Annotated in this window: 19 protein-coding genes; 5 read left to right on the forward strand and 14 right to left on the reverse strand. The window is 72.6% G+C overall.

The window, feature by feature from the left end; all coding sequences use genetic code 11:
- Positions 1-11 precede the first annotated feature (11 nt).
- Genes HGAM_RS02035 through HGAM_RS02055 form a run of 5 tightly spaced genes read right to left on the reverse strand, consistent with a single transcriptional unit; the run spans position 12 to position 4613 of the window.
- On the reverse strand, positions 12-512 hold the full coding sequence (locus HGAM_RS02035) for a flavin reductase family protein (protein WP_019143804.1): 501 nt from the start codon (positions 510-512) through the stop codon (positions 12-14).
- A complete protein-coding gene (locus HGAM_RS02040; protein ID WP_019143805.1) occupies positions 509-1564 on the reverse strand; it encodes an ABC transporter substrate-binding protein in 1056 nt (351 codons plus the stop codon). The genes HGAM_RS02035 and HGAM_RS02040 overlap by 4 nt, the downstream gene beginning before the upstream one ends.
- A gap of 19 nt (positions 1565-1583) precedes the next feature.
- On the reverse strand, positions 1584-2912 hold the full coding sequence (locus tag HGAM_RS02045) for an LLM class flavin-dependent oxidoreductase (RefSeq protein ID WP_019143806.1): 1329 nt from the start codon (positions 2910-2912) through the stop codon (positions 1584-1586).
- A 35-nt stretch (positions 2913-2947) separates the two neighbouring features.
- A complete protein-coding gene (locus HGAM_RS02050) occupies positions 2948-3808 on the reverse strand; it encodes an ABC transporter permease (protein WP_019143807.1) in 861 nt (286 codons plus the stop codon).
- The gene (locus HGAM_RS02055) at positions 3801-4613 is read right to left on the reverse strand and encodes an ABC transporter ATP-binding protein (RefSeq protein ID WP_019143808.1); all 813 of its coding nucleotides are present in this window, start codon (positions 4611-4613) and stop codon (positions 3801-3803) included. The genes HGAM_RS02050 and HGAM_RS02055 overlap by 8 nt, the downstream gene beginning before the upstream one ends.
- Before the next feature lie 250 nt (positions 4614-4863).
- On the opposite strand from HGAM_RS02055, the gene HGAM_RS02060 reads away from it, so the two are divergent.
- The gene (locus HGAM_RS02060; RefSeq protein WP_019143809.1) at positions 4864-5802 is read left to right on the forward strand and encodes a TauD/TfdA dioxygenase family protein; all 939 of its coding nucleotides are present in this window, start codon (positions 4864-4866) and stop codon (positions 5800-5802) included.
- A gap of 62 nt (positions 5803-5864) precedes the next feature.
- Here HGAM_RS02060 and HGAM_RS02065 read toward each other — a convergent pair whose 3' ends face one another.
- The 5 genes from HGAM_RS02065 to HGAM_RS02090 form a co-directional block, all read right to left on the reverse strand.
- A complete protein-coding gene (locus tag HGAM_RS02065) occupies positions 5865-6266 on the reverse strand; it encodes a hypothetical protein (RefSeq protein ID WP_019143810.1) in 402 nt (133 codons plus the stop codon).
- Between the two features lie 97 nt (positions 6267-6363).
- The gene (locus tag HGAM_RS17255; protein ID WP_019143811.1) at positions 6364-7146 is read right to left on the reverse strand and encodes a universal stress protein; all 783 of its coding nucleotides are present in this window, start codon (positions 7144-7146) and stop codon (positions 6364-6366) included.
- Positions 7143-8648 (reverse strand): tripartite tricarboxylate transporter permease, encoded by a 1506-nt coding sequence (locus HGAM_RS17260; protein ID WP_019143812.1) that lies wholly within the window; start codon positions 8646-8648, stop codon positions 7143-7145. The genes HGAM_RS17255 and HGAM_RS17260 overlap by 4 nt, the downstream gene beginning before the upstream one ends.
- Entirely contained in the window at positions 8648-9169 is a 522-nt protein-coding gene (locus HGAM_RS02085) for a tripartite tricarboxylate transporter TctB family protein (RefSeq protein WP_019143813.1), read from the reverse strand. Before HGAM_RS02085 ends, HGAM_RS17260 begins: the two co-directional genes overlap by 1 nt.
- Positions 9166-10161, reverse strand: a complete 996-nt coding sequence (locus HGAM_RS02090) for a Bug family tripartite tricarboxylate transporter substrate binding protein (protein WP_019143814.1) — start codon at positions 10159-10161, stop codon at positions 9166-9168. Before HGAM_RS02090 ends, HGAM_RS02085 begins: the two co-directional genes overlap by 4 nt.
- An 80-nt stretch (positions 10162-10241) precedes the next feature.
- Between HGAM_RS02090 and HGAM_RS02095 the strand changes: the two genes are divergently transcribed.
- Entirely contained in the window at positions 10242-11846 is a 1605-nt protein-coding gene (locus tag HGAM_RS02095; RefSeq protein ID WP_019143815.1) for a sensor histidine kinase, read from the forward strand.
- A complete protein-coding gene (locus HGAM_RS02100; protein WP_019143816.1) occupies positions 11846-12505 on the forward strand; it encodes a response regulator in 660 nt (219 codons plus the stop codon). The genes HGAM_RS02095 and HGAM_RS02100 overlap by 1 nt, the downstream gene beginning before the upstream one ends.
- On the opposite strand, the gene HGAM_RS02105 is transcribed toward HGAM_RS02100, so the two are convergent.
- Complete coding sequence (locus HGAM_RS02105) at positions 12502-12780, reverse strand: hypothetical protein (protein ID WP_019143817.1); 279 nt, start codon at positions 12778-12780, stop codon at positions 12502-12504. The two genes, HGAM_RS02100 and HGAM_RS02105, sit on opposite strands and share 4 nt — an antisense overlap.
- Before the next feature lie 75 nt (positions 12781-12855).
- Between HGAM_RS02105 and HGAM_RS02110 the strand changes: the two genes are divergently transcribed.
- On the forward strand, positions 12856-14436 hold the full coding sequence (locus tag HGAM_RS02110) for a Na+/H+ antiporter (protein WP_019143818.1): 1581 nt from the start codon (positions 12856-12858) through the stop codon (positions 14434-14436).
- Between the two features lie 4 nt (positions 14437-14440).
- Here the strand turns inward: HGAM_RS02110 and HGAM_RS17265 are convergent, their stop codons facing one another.
- Complete coding sequence (locus tag HGAM_RS17265) at positions 14441-15751, reverse strand: HNH endonuclease signature motif containing protein (RefSeq protein ID WP_019143819.1); 1311 nt, start codon at positions 15749-15751, stop codon at positions 14441-14443.
- Positions 15752-16096: 345 nt separating this feature from the next.
- Here HGAM_RS17265 and HGAM_RS02120 point away from each other — a divergent pair, with 345 nt between their 5' ends.
- Complete coding sequence (locus HGAM_RS02120; protein WP_019143820.1) at positions 16097-16600, forward strand: hypothetical protein; 504 nt, start codon at positions 16097-16099, stop codon at positions 16598-16600.
- Positions 16601-16681: 81 nt separating this feature from the next.
- Here the strand turns inward: HGAM_RS02120 and lysS are convergent, their stop codons facing one another.
- Both lysS and HGAM_RS02130 read right to left on the reverse strand, forming a co-directional pair.
- Positions 16682-18187 (reverse strand): lysine--tRNA ligase, encoded by a 1506-nt coding sequence (gene lysS / locus HGAM_RS02125; RefSeq protein WP_019143821.1) that lies wholly within the window; start codon positions 18185-18187, stop codon positions 16682-16684.
- Between the two features lie 46 nt (positions 18188-18233).
- Positions 18234-18899 (reverse strand): PilZ domain-containing protein, encoded by a 666-nt coding sequence (locus HGAM_RS02130; RefSeq protein WP_019143822.1) that lies wholly within the window; start codon positions 18897-18899, stop codon positions 18234-18236.
- Between the last annotated feature and the right edge of the window lie 40 nt (positions 18900-18939).

The following is an 18939-nucleotide window of genomic DNA, read 5'->3' on the forward strand; positions in this document are numbered from 1 at the left end:
CGGGCGTCCGGCTAGAACGCGTGGTGCGTCCCGAAGGTGCGCTGCCAGTAGGTCAGCGGCGCCTGCTCCCCCGCCTCGGCGTGCACGACGTCGACGAGCACCACCACGTGGTCGCCGCCCTCCACGAGCCGGGCGACCCGGCCGGCGATCCAGGCGTGCCGGTCGTCCAGGGCCGGCGCCCCGTGGTCGGACGACCACCCGACGTCGGCGAAGCGGTCGTGCCCCTTGGTCGCGAACCGCAGGGCCACCTGGTCCTGGTGGGCGGCCAGCACGTTCACGCCGAGCGGGCTGCCCACGCCCAGCCGGTCGAGCAGGGACGAGCGGACGTCCAGGGCGACGAGCACCATCGGCGGCTCGATCGACAGCGAGGTGAAGGCGCTCACCGTCGTGCCGTGCGGCCCGCGCTCGTCCTGGGTCGTCGCGACGACCACGCCGCCGGCGACGTTGCCCATGGCGGCCCGGAAGTGCTGCTGCAGGCGGGTGTCCGGGGTGTGCTGCACGGTCGCCGTCATGACGCCTCCGGCCCGGCGTCGGGCGCGAGCTCGCCGTTCGCGTAGGGGTTGTACTCGTTGGTGAACAGCTCCTTGACGTCGACGTCGCCGTTCTCCAGCTGGCCGGTCCGCTCGAGCCAGTCCGCCCAGATGCGGATCTCGTCCTCCTGGATGACGCCGCCGGGCACCGGGATGCCCGGGCTCTTGTAGAACTCGGCGATCGCCGGGTCCTCGCCGGCCCGTCCGCGCTCGGTGATGATCTTCTTGTACCGCTCGATCACCTCCGCCCGCGGCGTCACCTGCGCCCAGCGGATGGCTCGCGCGACGCCCTGGGTGAAGTCCGCCACCGCCTCGGGGTTCTTCTTCAACAGGTCGTCGCGCACGACGTAGGTGCCGTAGCTGAACGTGTCGTAGAGGTCCTTGTCGGCGTACAGCTGGTGCAGGCCGCCCCGCGCCAGGGCCTGGTCGCGGAACAGGCCGCCCAGCGCGGCGACGTCGACCTGGCCCTTGCGCAGCGCCTGCTCGGTGTTGACCGGCGGCACGACCGTCAGCTCGACCTTCTCGATCTCGGCCTCGGTGAGGCCCTGCTGCGAGAGCCACTCGCGGGTGATCGACTCGTGGTGGGCGCCGAGCGTGTTCATGCCGACCTTCTTGCCGATCAGGTCCTTCGCGGTGCGGATGCCCGAGGACTCCAGCGCGTAGTAGCCGGTGAAGTTCTCCTCGTCGGCCCCGTAGCTGTCGACCACCGCGGTGATCGGGGCGCCCGCGTCGGCCAGCTTGACCACGGCGCCGTTGAAGGCCGAGCCGAAGTCGCTCTGCCCGGTGGCGACGTTCTGGATGCTGGTCGGCCCGCTCGTGGTGTCGGACGTCCACTCCAGCTCGATCTTCTCGAAGTAGCCGAGGTCCTCGGCCAGCTCGGGGAACTGCACCGCGCTCGGCGTGCCTTGGTAGCGCAGCGTGGTCGAGCCGTCCGCCGCCGTGGCGCCGGCGCCACCACCGCAGGCGGCCAGGGCGCCGAGCAGCAGGACGGACGCGGCGGCGGCCGCGGGCCTGGTCAGGGATCGCAGGGTCATGGGTTCTCTCCTCGATGGTTCAGGCGACGTGGACGTCGGCGGTGGGCTCGGCGGGCTCCAGCAGGCCGTAGTGGCCGCGCAGGGTGGACGCCTCGTACTCGGTGCGGAAGTAGCCGCGGTCCTGCAGGATCGGGACGACCTCGTCGACGAAGACCTCCAGGCCGCCGGGCAGGTAGGGCGCCATGACGTTGAAGCCGTCGGCGGCGCCGCCCTCGACCCAGTCGACCAGGTCGTCGGCCACCTGCTCGGGCGTGCCGGCGAACGTCCGGTGGCCGCGGCCGCCGCCCAGCTTGGCGACGACCTCGCGCACCGTGGTGCGTCCGTCGGCGCCGAGGGCCTTGACCAGCTCGAAGCGGCTCTTGTTGGTCTCGATGCTGGAGACGTCCGGCAGCGGCGGCAGCGGGCCGTCCAGGTCGACCTCGGTCAGCTCGACGCCGAGCATCTGCGACAGCTGGCTGAGCGCGTAGGCCGGCGAGATGAGCCGGGTGAACTCCTCCTCCAGCTCGCGCGCCTCGGCCTCGGTGGCGGCGATGAACGGGACGATGCCGGGCAGCACCTTGAGCTCGTCGGCCGACCGTCCGTGGGCGGCGAGCCGGGCCTTGAGGTCGCGGTAGAAGTCACGGCCCTCCTCGATCGTGCGCTGCGCGGTGAACACCGCCTCGGCGTGTCGGGCGGCGAACTCCTTGCCCGCCTCGGACGACCCGGCCTGCACCAGGAGCGGACGGCCCTGCGGGCTGCGCGGGACGTTCAGCGGCCCGCGGACGCGGAAGTGCTCACCCTCGTGGCCGACCTCGTGGACGCTGTCGGGCCGCGTGAACCAGCCGCCCTCCTCGTCCAGCACGACGGCGTCGGCGTCCCAGGACTCCCAGAGCCGCTCGACGACCTCGACGAACTCGTCGGCGCGGGCGTACCGGCCGGCGTGGTCGGGCGTGCCGTCCAGCCCGTAGTTGGCCGCCTCGGCGGCGCCCGCGGACGTGACGATGTTCCACCCGCCGCGACCGCCGGAGAGGTGGTCGAGGGAGGCGAGCTTGCGGGCCAGCGTGTACGGGTCGTTGTAGCCCGTGGACGCGGTCGCGATGAGGCCGATGCGGTCGGTGACCGCCGAGATCGCCGACAGCAGGGTGATCGGCTCGAAGACCTGCTGGACGTTGTGGGCCACGCGCGGCCCGACCGCCAGCCCGTCGGCGAAGAAGATCGAGTCGAGCCGGCCCCGCTCGGCGACCTGCGCGAGGCGCTGGAAGTGGCGGACGTCCAGGACGTCCTCGGCGTTCGTGCGCGGGTGGCGCCAGGCGGCCTCGTGGTGGCCGACGCCCATGAGGAAGGCGTTGAGGTGGAAGGGCTTGGGCATGGCGGTGCTCCTCGTCGAGGTGGAAGGGATGGGGGTCAGGCGCGCCAGCGCGAGAACCGGCGCTCGGCGGCCAGGAGGGCGTAGTTCACGACGATCCCGATGACCGAGATCGTGAGGATCCCGGCGTACATCTCGGGGATCTGGAAGTTCAGCTGCGCGGCGTTGATGAGGTAGCCGAGGCCGGCCTGGGCGCCGATCATCTCGGCGGCCACCAGCACCAGCACCGAGGCGGCGCCGGCCATGCGCAGGCCCGTGAAGATGGTCGGGACGGCCGACGGCAGGATCACCTTCTGGAACAGCCGCAGCGGCGAGAGCCCGAGCGAGCGGGCCGACTTCACGAGCAGCGGGTCGACGGTGCGGACGCCGGCGATCGTGTTCAGCAGGATCGGGAAGAACGAGGCGAACGCGACCAGCGCGATCTTCGACGTCTCGCCGATGCCGAGCACCAGCACGAAGACCGGCAGCAGCGCCAGGGCGGCGGTGTTGCGGAACGCCTCGAGGATCGGGCTCAGCACGGCGGAGACCGTCCGGTACCAGCCGATGAGCAGGCCCAGCGGGATGGCCGTGACGACCGCGATGCCGAAGCCGCTGCCGGCGCGGCCCAGGCTCGCCCGCACGTGCTCGCCGAGCTGCCCGGACGCCGCGAGGTCGCGGGTGGTGGCCAGCACCTCGCTGAGCGGGGGCAGGAACACCCGGTCGACCAGCCCGGTGCGCGGGGCGACCTCCCACAGCACCAGGAAGGCGACCACCGCGACCGAGCGGAGGCCGGCGGCGAGAGCCAGGCGGCCGGCGCGGCGGACGGCGTGGGCGGCCCGAGGCGGGACGAGCACCGCCGGCTCGGCCGGGGGCTCGACGGACGGGGTGTGCGCGCGGTGGCGCAGGAGAAGGTCAGACATGGGCGAGGTCCTCTCGGGGAGCGAGCTCGTGCTGCTGGGCGCGGACGACCTCGTCCTGCAGCAGGCTCCAGATGCGGTGCCGGTAGGCGCCGAAGGCGTCGGTGGAGCGGACGTCGGGGGCGGACACGTCCAGGTCGACGTCGACCACGGCCTTGATGCGGCCCGGTCGCGACGTCATGACGGCCACGCGCTGGCCGAGGTACACGGCCTCGTCGATGCCGTGGGTGATGAAGACGATCGTGGCGCCGGTGGCCCGCCAGATCCGGAGCAGCTCGTCCTGCAGCGACTCACGGGTCTGGGCGTCGAGCGCGGCGAACGGCTCGTCCATGAGCAGCACGTCCGGCTCGAAGGCCAGGCTGCGGGCGATGGCGACGCGCTGCTTCATGCCGCCGGACAGCTCGTGCGGGTACCGGTCGGCGAACCCGCTGAGCCCGACGAGGTCGAGGAAGCGGCGCGCGGTCTCGCGTCGCTCGGCGCGGGGCAGGCCCTTGGCCTCGAGCCCCAGCTCGACGTTGCCCTGGGCGGTGCGCCACGGCAGCAGGGCGTACTGCTGGAAGACGATGCCGCGGTCCAGGCCGGGACCGTCGACCGGCCGCCCGTCCAGCAGGATCTCGCCGGACGACGGGGTGGTCAGGCCGCCGAGCAGGTCGAGCAGCGTGGACTTGCCGCAGCCGCTGGGGCCGACCACGGCGAGCAGCTCGCCGGCTCGCACGTCGAGGGTGGCGTCGGCGAGGGCGACGAAGGTGTCGCCGCGGTGGGCGAACTCCTTGCGGACCTCGCGCAGCCGGAGCTTGGGCTGGGACATCGGTGGCTCCTGGTTCGGGTCGGCTCTGCGGACTCGTCGAACGTAGGAAGCGCGCGGCGGCCGCCGAGGCCTGCTCGTCGCGTGAGACGGGGTGGACGGGACCGGGGGCCGGGCGTAGTCGCGCGGGCCCGCGTGGATAGCGCGGCCACGCGCGGAGGTCGAGCCGTCTCACGCAGCGAGCGGCCCGCGGGACCACCGGCCGGCCGCGGACGGTGGAGGCATCCCATCCCACCGACCGGAGGTGCCCCGCATGACCATCACCGAAGCCCGCCCCACGACGTCCGGCCACGAGCACGTCACCGTCCACCGCACCGGCGAGCGCATCGGCGCCCGCATCGAGGGGGTCCGCCTCGGCGGCGACCTCGCCCCGGAGGTGGTCGCGGAGGTGCGCCGAGCCCTGCTCGAGCACAAGGTCGTCTTCCTCGGCGGCCAGGACCACCTCGACGACGCCGGCCAGCACGCCTTCGCCAGCCTGCTCGGGACGCCCACCGCGCCGCACCCGACCGTGCGGGGCGAGGCCGGCGCCGTCCTGCCCATCGACTCCGAGCACGGCAAGGCCAACAGCTGGCACTCCGACGTCACGTTCGTCGACCGGATCCCGGCGATCAGCATCCTGCGCGCGATCGAGCTGCCCCCGTACGGCGGCAGCACCGTGTGGGCCAACACCGCCACCGCCTACGCCGACCTGCACCCCGCGCTGAAGTCGCTCGTCGAGCGGCTGTGGGCGGTGCACACGAACGTCTACGACTACGTGGCCGAGCGCGACGAGCAGCGCATCGGGGGCGTGGACGTCAAGGAGCAGGCCTACCGCGACGAGTTCCGCTCGCGGGTCTTCGAGACCGAGCACCCGGTCGTGCGCATCCACCCCGAGACCGGCGAGCGCGTGCTGGTGCTCGGGCACTTCGTGAAGCGCCTCGTCGGACTCAGCAGCCGGGACTCCGACGCCCTGTTCCAGCTGCTGCAGCGCGCGGTGACGAGCCTGGAGAACACGGTGCGCTGGAGCTGGTCGCCCGGCGACGTCGCGATCTGGGACAACCGTGCGACCCAGCACTACGGCGTGGCCGACTACGGCGACCACAAGCGCCTGCTGCACCGCATCACGATCGCCGGCGACGTGCCGGCCAGCGTCGACGGCATCCCGTCGAGCACCCGCCAGGGCGACGCGTCGCACTTCTCCGACGTCGCCTGACGGATCGAGCGAGGGCCGGGCCTCCGGGGGGAGGGCCGGCCCGCGCTCGTCGCGCTGACGGGCTAGCGCCCGGACGGCTCCAGCGGCAGGACCGACGTGCGGTCGACCCGCCAGGTCTCGCCGTCGTCCGCCCGCCCGACGAGGACGTCACCGTCCAGCGCGAACGACGTCGGCACGGTCCACGGGCACCCGACGAGCGTGGTGACCGCGTCCACGCTCAGGACCACGGTGCCATCGCCGGTCACCCGCCAGGACGACGCACCCGTGGTGTTGCAGCCGTCGAAGACGAGCGCCCGCCCGGCCGGGTCGAGCACCGCCCAGACCCGGCCGCTCTCCCCGTCCGGGTCACCCCAGGTGCCGGCGGCGTCGGAGCGCGTCGGAGCCAGTGCCTCGGCGACCGCGTCCGGTGGCGCCCCGGGACCGCCACCGGCACAGCCGCTCACGACGACCAGCGCCGCCACCACCGCTGCATCCCACCAGCGTCCGACCCGCATCACGCCCCTCCGCCCCGGCGGACCGGCGCCGCCACGTGGCTATGTCGGCGGGGGGCTCTCCGTCTCGCTAGCGGGGCTTGACCGCCGCGACCGGGACGTCGAGGTCGAGGATCAGCCGCTGGGCGACGCTGCCCATGAGCATCTTGCCCACGGGCGTGCGGTGACGGACGCCCAGCACGAGCAGGCCGGCCCGGCGGTCGTCGACCAGCTGCTGCACGGCGCCGGCGACGTCGCGGTCGCGCAGCGGCGCCAGCTCGGCCGCGACACCCTGCTCGTCCAGCTGCCGGACCGCCTCGACGAGGTCGTCCTCGGCCACGGTGCGGGCATCGGCGTCAGCGGTGTCGACGTGGGCGAGCAGCAGACGCCGGCCCGAGCGGGCGGCCTCCTGGGCCGCGTAGGCGAGGGCCGCCCGGCCCGGGTCGTCGTCGCGGTAGGCGACCACCACCGGCGCGTCCGGATGCCCGGTCGGCAGCGCGGACACCGCGAGCACCGGCACGTCCGCGTCGAGGAGCACCGACTGGGTGACGCTGCCCAGCAGCATCTTGCCCACGGGGCTGCGCTGCCGGACGCCGACCACCAGCAGGTCGGCACCGCGGGCCGCGTCGACCAGCCCGGCGGCGACGTCGGACACGACCTCCTGCACCACGTCGGCGTCGACGTCGGCCTCGCGCAGACGCTCGCCCACCTCGGCGAGCGCCTCGTCGGAGGCGAACTGCTTGTCGACGTAGGCATCTCCTCTGGTCGCGTTCACGACCAGGAGCCGCCGGCCGCGCACGCGTGCCTGCTCGATGCCGTGCTCGAGCGCCACCCGGCCCAGCGCGTCGGCGCTGTAGGCCACCACGACCGTCATGCGTCCACCCCCATGTCGACGTCCTCTCGTTGAGCCACCGCGCGGTTGCGCACCTTGGCGACCACCAGCAGCAGGGCGATCATCACGATCACCACGTACACGACCACAGCCACCGGCTCGCTCCACAGCGTGCTGACGTCGCCCTGCGAGATCGCGAGCGCCTCGGTCAGCTGCGCCTCGACCCTCGGGCCCAGGATGACGCCGATGATGAGCGGAAGCACGGGGATGCCGAACCGGCGCATCGCCAGGCCGAGGAGGCCGAACGCGAGCAGCAGCGCCAGGTCGAAGGCCTGGAAGTTCACGCTGTACGCACCGAGCGAGGCGAAGAACAGGATGCCGGCGTACAGGTACGGCCGCGGGATCTGCAGCAGCTTCGCCCACAGCGGCGCCATCGGCAGGTTGATGACGAGCAGCAGCAGGTTGGCCACGAACAGGCTCGCCAGCAGGCCCCAGACCAGTTCGGGCTCGTTGTCGAACAGCTGCGGGCCGGGCTGGATGCCGTAGCTCTGCATCGCCAGCAGGATGACCGCCGCGGTCGCCGTGGTCGGCAGGCCGATCGCGAGCAGCGGGACGAGGGTGCCGGCGGCCGAGGCGTTGTTGGCCGCCTCCGGGCCCGCGACGCCCTCGATCGCGCCGTGGCCGAACTCCTCGGGCTTCTTCGACAGCCGCTTCTCGGTCAGGTACGACAGGAAGGTCGGCACCTCGGCGCCGCCCGCGGGCAGCGCGCCGAACGGGAAGCCGTACGCGGTGCCGCGCAGCCAGGGCTTCCACGAGCGTCCCCAGTCGGCCTTGCTCATCCACGGCTGGCCGACCGGGATGATCTCCAGTGGCCGGCGGCGCAGGTGCGCGGCGACCCAGAGGGCCTCGCCGACGGCGAAGATCGCGACGGCGACGACGACGATGTCGATGCCGTCGGCCAGCAGCGGCGAGCCGAAGGTCAGGCGCGACTGGCCGGTCACGGTGCCGACCAGGCCGATCGCCAGGCCCAGGAACAGGGCGATGAAGCCGCGCAGCTTCGAGGAGCCGAGCACGGTGGTGACCGCCAGCAGCGCGAGCAGCATGATCGCGAAGTAGGACGGCGCGCCGAGCTGCACCACGACGTCGGCGACGGTGGGTGCGAGCAGCACCAGCAGGACCGTGCCGATCGTGCCGGCCACGAACGAGCCGATGGCGGCAGTCGCGAGCGCCTGCGCGGCGCGTCCGGCCTTGGCCATCTTGTTGCCCTCGATCGCGGTGATGACCGAGGACGACTCGCCGGGCGTGTTGAGCAGGATCGACGTCGTCGAGCCGCCGTACATGCCGCCGTAGTAGATGCCGGCGAACATGATGAGCGCGCTGCTGGGCTCGACGTTGTAGGTGATCGGCAGCAGCAGCGCGACGGTCATGGCCGGGCCGATGCCGGGCAGGACGCCCACGGCCGTGCCGAGCAGCACGCCGATGACGGCGTACAGCAGGTTCTCCGGGGTCAGGGCGGTCTGGAAGCCCTCGAGCAGCAGGTCCATCAGAGCACTCCGTCCAGGACGCCGGCCGGGATCGGGATGCCGAGCCCGACGTAGAAGCCGTACCAGGTGAGCAGCGACAGGGCCACGCCGATCGCGACGTCCCGCACCCAGCTGCGACTGCCGAGGGCCCAGGCCGAGCCGGCGAACAGGATCGCGCCGGTGATCGCCCAGCCGAGCCACTCGACCAGCGCGACGTTCAGCACGAAGACGGCGGTCAGCTTCGCGACGGTCACCCAGTCCGAGCCGCCGCTGAGGTCGACGTCCTCGCCCTCCTCGGCCTCGGGCACGTCGCCGCAGGCGGTGGCCACGGCGAGGAGGACGGCCAGCAGCAGCAGGCCCGCGCCGACGACGTACGGCATGGCGTAGGGCTGGACCGGCTGGTCGGCGAAGCCCTTCTCGAGCGTGGTCGCGTCCCAGACGACGACCGCGCCGACGACCGCCAGGAAGGCGGCGAGCCCGTACTGGGCGGAGTCGACCACGCGGCGTCGCGTGGGGACGGGGTCGGTGTGCGTGGCGCTCATGCGAGTCCCAGCTCCTTCAGGGTCGTGCGGACGCGCTCGTCCTGCTCCTCCAGGAAGCGGCCGAAGTCGTCGCCCGTGGCGAAGTTGTCGCTCCAGCCGTTGCGCTCGAGGGCGTCCTGCCACTCCTTCGTGCCGTGCATCTCGGTGAGCAGGTCGATGTAGTAGTCGCGCTGCGCGTCGGAGATGCCCGGCGGGGCGAGGATGCCGCGCCAGTTGGTGAAGACGAGGTCGACGCCGGACTCGGTGAGCGTGGGCGCGTCGACGGTCTCGAGCCGCTCCTCGCCGGAGACGGCCAGGACGCGCAGCTCGCCGGCCTCGATCTGGCCCTCGAACTCGCCGAGGCCGGACATGCCGACGTCGATCTTGGAGCCCAGCAGCGCGGTGGTGAGTGGTCCGCCGCCGTCGTAGGAGATGTAGTTGACCTCGCGCGGCTCGACGCCGATCGTCTTGGCCAGCTGCATCGGGAACAGGTGGTCGGGGCCGCCGGGCGACGAGCCGCCGCCGACGGTGACCGAGCCCGGGTCCTTCGTCCACGCCTCGACGAGGTCGTCGACGCTGCGCAGCGGTGAGTCGGCGGGCACCAGGATGCCCTCCTGCTCCTCGACCACCGAGGCGATCGGCGTCGCCTTGGCGACCGTCGCGTCCGAGCCGTTGGTGTAGACGGCGCCGACGACGCCCAGACCCATGGTCATGAGCAGGTCGTCCGCGCCCTCCTCGTTGATGAGCCGCTGCATCGCCACGGTGCCGCTGGCCCCGAGGACGTTGCGGATCTCGAAGCGTCCGGTCAGGTCGTTGGACTGCATGACGTCGGCCGCGGCGCGGCCGGTCAAGTCGTAGCCACCGCCCGGGCTGTTCGGGATCATCATCCGCAGCCGCCGGTTGGACGGGTCGTCGTCGCCGCGGGTCACGCCGCAGGACGTCAGGACGAGCACGCCGGCCAGGGCCAGCACACCCACCCGCAGCGCCCGGCGGGCGCGTGTGGTCGCACGCATGAGAACCTCCTGTGTCCGGGCGATCCTCACGCACAATGTGTCCTGGGTCACGCTTGCGCAAGAAACGGAGGTTGTGGTCGTTGTGGTCACGAGGCGCCCGGCGCCCGACGCTCGCCGGCCAGCTGCTCCTGCTGCAGCTGGCCGTCATCGCCGTGGTCCTGGCCATCGTCGCGGTCATCTCGCTGCGCCAGTCGACCGCGTCCTTCGCCGACGAGCGCGGCTCCCAGATGCGCTCGGTCGCCGAGTACCTGGCCAACGTGGCGGTGGTGCGCGACCAGGTCGACGACACCGGCGCGGCCCGGACGCTGGCCCCGGCCGTCGACCGCGCACTGCGCCTCTCCGGCGCCACCAACGTGAGCATCGCCGACCCCGAGGGCGTGGTCGTCGCCTCGTCCGACCCCAGCGAGGTCGGGCGTCCGGCGGTGCTGGAGGACAGCCGGGTGCGCGAGGGCCGCGGCTGGAGCGGCGACGTCACCATCGACGGCGAGCGGGCCGTGGCCGCCCACGCGCCGATCCTGGACGACCGTGGGGACCTCGTCGGGCTGACCATCGCCGAGCAGGACTACCCGTCCACGTGGGCCCGGCTCACCGACGCCGCGTCCGACCTGGCGCTGTTCCTCGGCGTGGGCGCCGCGCTCGGCGTCGCCGGGTCGTGGCTCGTCTCGCGCATCGTGCGGCGCCGCACCCGGGGCCTGGGCTCGCGCGAGATCGCGACGCTGGCCGACCACCGCGAGGCGCTGCTGCACAGCATCCGCGAGGGCGTGGTGGCCGTCAGCGGCGAGGGCCGCGTGACCCTGCTCAACGACGGCGCCCGGTCGCTGCTGGGCCTGGGCGAGGACGCCGTCGGCCGTCCGGTCGGCGACCTCGGGCTCGACCCCGACGTCGTGGCCCTGCTGACCGGCGAGACCGAGACCCGCGACGCCGTCGCGCTCGTGCGCGGTCGCGTGCTGGTGATGAACCACCGGCCGGCCTCGAGCCGCGGCGAGGGCATCGGCTCGGTCACGACGATGCGCGACCGCACCGAGGTCGCCGCCGTGCAGAACCAGCTCAGCTCGAACCTCTCCATCACCGACACCCTGCGCGCCCAGACCCACGAGTTCGCCAACCAGCTGCACACCATCTCCGGCCTCGTGCAGCTCGGCGAGTACGACGAGGTGCGCTCGCTCGTCGGCACGCTCAGCCGGCGGCGGGCCGAGGCGGACGCCGCGGTCGCCGAGCGGGTGCGCGATCCCGCGGTGGCGGCGCTGCTCGTGGCCAAGTCGAGCGTCGCGGCCGAGGCGGGCGTGACGCTGCGGCTCGACGAGACGTCCTCGCTCCCGGCGCTCGAACCCGTCGACTCGGCCGACCTGACGACCGCCCTGGGCAACCTGGTGGACAACGCCGTCGACGCCTGCCGGGCGCTCCCCGACGCCACCGTGTCGGTGCACCTGGCCGCGAACGACGAGCGGGTCGTGCTGACGGTCAGCGACGACGGCCCGGGCGTGCCCGCCGAGCTGCGCGAGTCGGTGTTCTCGCGCGGGTTCAGCACGAAGCCGGACGTCCCGGGCGGCCGCGGGATCGGCCTGGCCCTCGTGCGGATGATCTGCACCGAGCGCGGCGGCGACGTGACCCTCTCCGGCGACGGGGACGGCGCTACCTTCAGGGTTCAGCTGCCCCGCCGGGCGGCCCGAGGCCAGGAGCAGTGATGGACGTCCTCGTCGTCGACGACGACTTCATGGTGGCGCGCGTCCACGCGATGTTCGTGGAGCGCACCGAGGGCTTCCACGTCGTCGGGGTCGCCCGCAGCGGCGAGGAGGCCCTGCGCCTGGCCGGCGAGCACCGGCCCGACCTGGTGCTGCTGGACGTCCACCTGCCCGACCTGTCCGGCGTCGAGGTGCTCCGCCGGCTGCGGGCCGAGGGCATCGGGGCCGGCGTCGTCATGGTGACCGCCGAGCGCGACGCCGAGGTCGTGCGCGAGGCGTTGCAGGGTGGCGCGATGCAGTACCTGGTGAAGCCGTTCGAGTACGAGGACCTGGCCCGGCGACTGGTCAGCGTCCGCGACGCCGTCGCCGCGCTGCGCGGCGGTCCTGTCGACCAGCGCACCATCGACCGGGCGTTCGTCGCGTCCGCCCCGACCCCGGCCCAGCCCTCGCGGCGGCTGAGCCCGGAGACCACCGAGCTCGTGCTCGGCGCGCTCGCCCGGCACGACGACGTGTCGGCGTCCGAGTGCGGCGAGGAGATCGGCATCTCGCGGGTCAGCGCCCGCCGCTACCTCGAGCAGCTCGTGGCCGAGGGCCGCGCGACGGTGCGCCTGGCCTACGGCGGCGCCGGACGTCCCGAGCGCCGCTACTCCCGCGCCCGCTAGCCGGCGTCGGCCCCTGACGGCACGGCGCCGACGTCCGTCACCTCGAAGGTGGTCACGGTGAACACCATGCCCGCGATCATGAGACCGACGATCAGCACCGCCACCAGGGGCAGCGCGACCCGCTGCACCCGGTGCGCGCGCAGCCGCGTGAAGGCTCCGACCAGGGCCACGGCGACACCCACCACCGAGAGCACGACGCAGGCCACGATCACACCGACCCACCACAGGGCGATCTCGCCGGACCCGCGGCGCTCATCGGTCGTGATCGTCGTCATGCGCTCATGCTCCCAGGACGCCGAGACGGCCCGCCGGCGAACGGCCAGAATGGGACGTCGCCCTCAGGAGGAACGTTGAACGGACTCGAGATCACCGTCGTGCTCGGCGTGGCGGTGCTGGCCGGGACGGTGCTCGCACCCCGGCTGCGCGTCGCCACCCCGCTGCTGCTGCTCGCCCTCGGGCTGCTGCTCGGCACCGTGCCGGAGCTGCGCGAGGTCGAGCTGCCGCCGGAGGTGGTGCTGCTGCTGTTCCTGCCGGTGATCCTGTTCTGGGAGAGCCTCACGACGTCGCTGCGGGCGATCCGTCGCGCGTTCCGGGGCATCCTCATCATGAGCACGCTGATGGTGGTCGCCACCGCGCTCGGCGTCGCCGCGATCGCGCACTGGATGGGCATGCCGTGGGACGCCGCACTCGTGCTCGGCGCCGCCGTCGCGCCCCCGGACGCGACCGCCGTCGCGGCGCTCGGCCGCACGCTGCCGCGGCGCCACTTCATGGTCCTCAAGGCCGAGAGCCTGACGAACGACGGCACGGCGCTGGTGGTCTACGCGGTCGCGGTCGGCCTCGCGTCCGGCGGCAGCTACTCCACGCTGGACGTCACCGAGGTCGTGCTGCGCTCCTACCTCGGCGGCATCCTGGCCGGTGCCGTCGTGGCGGCGGCCGGGTACCTGGTGATGCGGTCGGTGCGGGAGACGCTGGCGCTCAACCTGACCCTGCTGCTCATGCCGTTCGCGGCGTACCTGCTTGCGGAGACCTTCCACGCGTCCGGCGTGCTGGCGGTGGTCGTGGCCGGCCTGACGATCGCGTACGTCTCGAGCCGCATCAGCACCCCGGCGTCGCGGCGCCAGGCCGAGTGGACGTGGCCGCTCGGGTCGTACGTGCTGAACTCGGCGCTGTTCGTGCTGGTCGGCCTCGAGGTGCAGGTCGTCGTGCACGACGCGGAGATGGACCACGTGGCGCGCCTGCTGGCGACGATCGTCGTCGTCTGGCTCGGCACGCTCGTCATCCGGTTCGGCTTCCAGACGCTGACGATCATGATCATCCGGCTGCTCGACCGCCGCCCGTCCCAGCGACTGCGCCGCACGACGTTCCGCGGCCGCATCGTCACGGCGGTCGCGGGCTTCCGCGGCGCGGTGTCGCTGGCCATCGCGCTGTCGGTGCCCGCGACCCTGGACGACGGCACGCCGTTCCCCGGCCGCGAGGACATCGTGATCGTGACGGCGGGCGTCATCCTGCTGACCCTGCTCGTGCAGGGCCCGCTGCTGCCGGTGGTGGTGCGCTGGGCCAACCTGCCGGCCGACACGTCGCCGCAGGAGGAGCGCCGCCTGGCCGAGCGCGCCCTCAGCGAGGCGGCGGGCGACGCCCTGGACGACCTCGTCGAGGAGCTGGGCACGAGCACCGCGACGCACGAGCGCGTCCGCCGCGAGCACGCCGAGCACCTGGCGTCCGTCGCCTCGCTGGAGGACGACGCCGACCGGGCACTGTTCAGCGAGCCGGACGACTACGCCCGTCTGCGGCTGGCGATCATCGAGCGCAAGCGGGACGCCCTGTGGCAGCTGCGTGCGGAGGGCACGGTGGACGACGAGGTGGTGCGCGAGATCCGCACCCGCCTGGACATCGAGGAGCTGCGCCTCACCGGCATCGAGCCGCTGGAGTAGCCCGTCAGGCGGGCTCGAGGACCCGTGGCCGGTGGCGGACGTGTCGGGCGTGGCGGAGTGGTCGCTGCTGCGGGTCGATCCGTGGTGGTGGGATCACCTCGACGACGCCGTCGTGGCCCAATCTGGCCTGCCAGTCGGAGTCGTGGAGCAGGTGGTGGTGGAAGAAGCAGAACAAGGCGCCGTTGTCGATGCTCGTGTCGCCGCCGTGGCTCCACGGTGTGAGGTGGTGGGCCTCGCACCAACCGGGTGGTCGGTCGCAGCCCTTCCAGGAGCAGCCCTTGTCGCGGGTGGCGAGGGCGATGCGCTGGTGCTGGTCGTGCAGTCGCTTGCGCCGGCCGACGTCCAGGGGCTGGCTCGCTCCGTCGAGAACCATCGGGATCAGACCGGCGTTGCAGGCCAGGCGTCGGGCCTGGGAGGCGCTGAGCCCGGTGTCGGTGGAGAGCATCGCGCGTCCGAGGTCGCGGACCAGGTCGTCGTGCTTCATTGACACCGTCACGGTGGCCGCGACGCCGCCGGCTTGCGGGAACGCGTCCTGGGGCAGGTGCTCGACGAGCTCGCAGAGGGCGAGTCCCATGCGGCGGGAGTGGTCGAGGCGTCCGATCTCGGTGTCGGAGTGGTCGCCGTCGACGTCGCGGAAGATGGCGCCGTGGCGGCGGGGTGAGGCCAGACCCTCCAGGACGGTCCTGAGCATGTCGGCCTGCACGTCCGGCAGCACACCGCGAATGCTCGAACGGCCCTGGCCCATCCGGGTGATCGACAGGTGAGTCTCGTCCCAGGCCTGCTTCTCCTGCCGCTCGAGCTGCGCCCCGATGATCTCGTCCGCGGAGTCCGGGTCGACGACCTCGACGATGCGGTTCGCCAGCCGTCGCAGGTCGTCCACCCCGAACTCTGATGCGTGCTCGAGCAGCGTGGCTTCGGCGTCGTCGTGCTGGTCGTCCACGAACCACTCCGGCAGCTGGTCGAGAGCCTTGAGGATGATGTGCGCCTGTTCCGTCGTCAGCCGGCCGGTGCCCCATCGCTCCTGCGTGATGCGTCCACGGGTCGGATCGAGACGAGTCAGCGAGACCAGCTTCGAGGCCTCACTTCGAGAGACGGTCGTGGTGCTGGCCAGCCAGACGGTGGGGGAGGTGCACCCGTCCTCACGGGGGAGGCCACGATCCTCGGCCACCGCAGTGAGCCGGACGGTCAGCGCCTGGAGCGCGGCCGCCGCCTGAGCAGCGGCCTGCAGCTCGGCACGGATCTCGCGATCGGTCAGCATCCAGGGCTCGAGCGTGCTGGACTCCTCCAGCAGTGCCGTCACCGTCGTGCCGATCATCCGAAACCCCCGTGTCGAACGTTTGTTCTAGTCTACCTCGACGGGGCGACCGGGGCAACGGGAAACCCCCAGGATCTCAGCAGTTTTCTCGCTTCGACAAGCTCAGCGAACGGGGCCCGTCGCGAACCGATGAACTGACCGCGCCGAGCACCCGGCCCCGTTGTCATCAGCCCCTCAGGCGACCGGGCACGAGCACCATCCGACAAGCTCAAGAACCCCAGCGGGTCTACGGGATCCTGGTTGTAAGCGTCGTGTCAGGCCGGTGCAAGGGCGCTCCTCCAGCGTTGACCTCGGCGCCACCGGCCCTCCGGTCGTCGCGCACCGTCACCCGACCGAAGGACCCCCATGAAGCACCTGCCCCGCCGCGCCGCCCTCTCCATGGCCGCCACCGCCCTCGTCCTCGCCAGCGCCCTGTCCGCGTGCGGCCCCTCTGAGGAGTCCGCGGCCTCGTCGCCGATCAGCGCCGCGGACGCGAAGGACGACCTCGAGGACATCCAGAAGGACGCCGGTGTCCCCGAGGAGTGCGCCGAGGCCTTCCCGCTCGCCATGACCAAGCCCGATCTCGCCGACGTGAAGCTGGTGCCGGCCTCCTGGCCCGAGCCTCCCGTCGACGCCACCCTGTGCTCCACGAGCGAGCTCATGGACGGTAGCCAGGAGTCGCTGGACTACGCGACCGAGGCCTCCGCCGACGAGGTCCTCGAGGCCTACAAGACCGCGCTGGCCGACTTCGGCGCCACGATCGACGACCAGGGCACCGGGATCAAGATGGTGGTCGGCGAGGCGGACGGAACGTCGTTCCAGGTCCGTCCGCAGGACGGCGGCTTCATCGTGTTCTTCGCCAAGGGCTGAGCACTCGAGGACGCGGACGGCCGGGACCCTGCAGGGTCCCGGCCGTCCGTCGTGCGTCAGGAGTCGTGCGTCAGGCGTCGCTCACTCGCGACGCTGGATCGGGAAGAGGATCGCCTCGCGGATGCCGACGCCCTGCAGCAGCATCACCAGTCGGTCGACGCCCAGGCCCAGGCCGCCGGCCGGCGGCATGCCGAACTCGAGCGCGCGCAGGAAGTCCTCGTCGACGTCCATCGCCTCCGGGTCCCCCGCAGCAGCCATGCGCGCCTGCTCCTCGAGCCGCTCGCGCTGGATCACCGGGTCGTTGAGCTCGGAGTAGGCCGGGGCCAGCTCGACGCCGTTGATGATCAGGTCCCACGCCTCGACCAGGCCGGGCTTGGTGCGGTGCTTCTTGGCCAGCGGGCGCACCGACTCGGGGTAGTCGCGCACGAAGGTGGGCTGGACGAGCGTGTGCTCGACGAGCTTCTCGTACAGCTCCAGCACGATCTCGCCGGCGTCCCAGCCCTCGCGCAGCGCGACCTCGTGCTCGGCGGCGAGCGCGACGAGCGTCGCGACGGGGGTCTCGACGTCGACCGTCTGCCCGACGGCCTCGGAGACCAGCTCGTGCACGGTGGCGTGGCGCCACTCGGCCTCGAGGTCGATCTGCGAGCCGTCACGGCCCGGGACGACGGTCTTGCCGACCGCGCGGGCGGCGTTGAGCACCAGGTCGCGGGTCAGCTCGGCCATCGTGTCGTAGGAGCCGTACGCCTCGTACGCCTCGAGCATCATGAACTCGGGGTTGTGGGTGTTGTCGACGCCCTCGTTGCGGAAGGTCTTGCCGATCTCGTAGACCCGGTCGACGCCGCCGACGAGCGCCCGCTTGAGGTGCAGCTCGAGCGCGATGCGCAGCAGGGCGTCCTCGTCGTAGGCGTTGACGTGGGTCTCGAACGGCCGCGCGGCGGCACCGCCGTTGGTGTGCTGCAGCACGGGGGTCTCGACCTCGACGTAGTCGCGGCCGTCCAGCGTGGCGCGCAGCGACTGCAGCACCTTCGCCTTCGCCCGGACGTTGTCGCGGGCCTCGGGGCGCACGATGAGGTCGACGTAGCGCATGCGGGCACGCGCCTCGTCCGACAGCGGCTTGTGCTCGACCGGCAGCGGTCGCATGGTCTTGGCCGCGATCTGCCACGACGTCGCCGCGACGCTCAGCTCGCCACGGCGGCTGGTGATGACCTCGCCGGTGACGGCGAGGTGGTCGCCGATGTCGACGAGCGCCTTGAAGTCGGCCAGCGACTCCTCGCCCACGTCGGCCAGCGAGAGCATCGCCTGCAGCTCGGCGCCGTCGCCCTCGCGCAGCCGGACGAAGCAGAGCTTGCCGGTGTTGCGCAGGAAGATGACCCGGCCGGCGACCGACACGGTCTCGCCGGTGCGGACGTCCGCGCCCAGCGCCTCGGCGTCGTGGGTGGTGACGACCTCGCGCAGCGTGTGGGTGCGACCGACCGTCACGGGGTACGGGTCGACGCCGGAGTCCAGCAGGCGCTGGCGCTTCTCGCGCCGGATGCGGATCTGCTCGGGAAGGTCGTCCTCGTCGGGCACGGTCGTCGCGTCGCTCACGAGGCCCGAGTCTAGTGGCGTGGCGAGGGACGCCGTGCCGCGCGGGTCAGCGTCCGTTGAGGTCGCGCAGGCGGACCTGCTGGGCGAACAGCATCCGGCGCAGGCGGGCGGCCTCGGACTCGGGGATCTCGAAGTGGACGACGAGCTCGGTGCGGTCGTCGGCCTCGCGCACCGGCGCGCTGTCCGAGACCCGCGCGGGCAGGTCGTAGGAGTCGTCGCCGATGGTGAACGTGGCCTGCAGCTTGGCGTTCGGCTTGAGGTCCTCGTAGCGGGCGGTCGGCACCGAGACGCACGCGGCGGCCTCGCTGAGGTCGACCAGCCAGCCGCTGATGTCGGCGACGTCCGGGGTCGGGTCGATCGGCCGCTCGGCGACGAACGCCAGGGCGACGCCGGCCGAGACGGGCACGCGGACGAAGGCGCGGCGCTGCTGGCGGGACGCGGGCCCGGTGATGGACAGCTCCCAGATGTCGAGGTTGTTGTCGGAGCGACGCTCGTTGAGCTTCACCGGCAGGCTCATCACGCCGCGGTCGGCGGGCCACATGACGGTGAGGCCCTCGGGACGCAGGCCGATGCCGGACTCACCGTCGACCGGGCGGGGCACGACCAGCACGCTGCCGCTGAGGTCCTCGATCCTGGTCGGCAGCTCCTTGCCGGACAGGTCACGCACCGTGACCAGCTGGTTGACCTCGGGCATGGGCGATCCGTCGACCACAGCGGGCTCCTTCGTCAAAGCGGCATCCTGCCTCCGCCGG

The sequence above is a fragment of the Aeromicrobium massiliense JC14 genome, assembly GCF_000312105.1.
GTDB lineage: Bacteria > Actinomycetota > Actinomycetes > Propionibacteriales > Nocardioidaceae > Aeromicrobium > Aeromicrobium massiliense.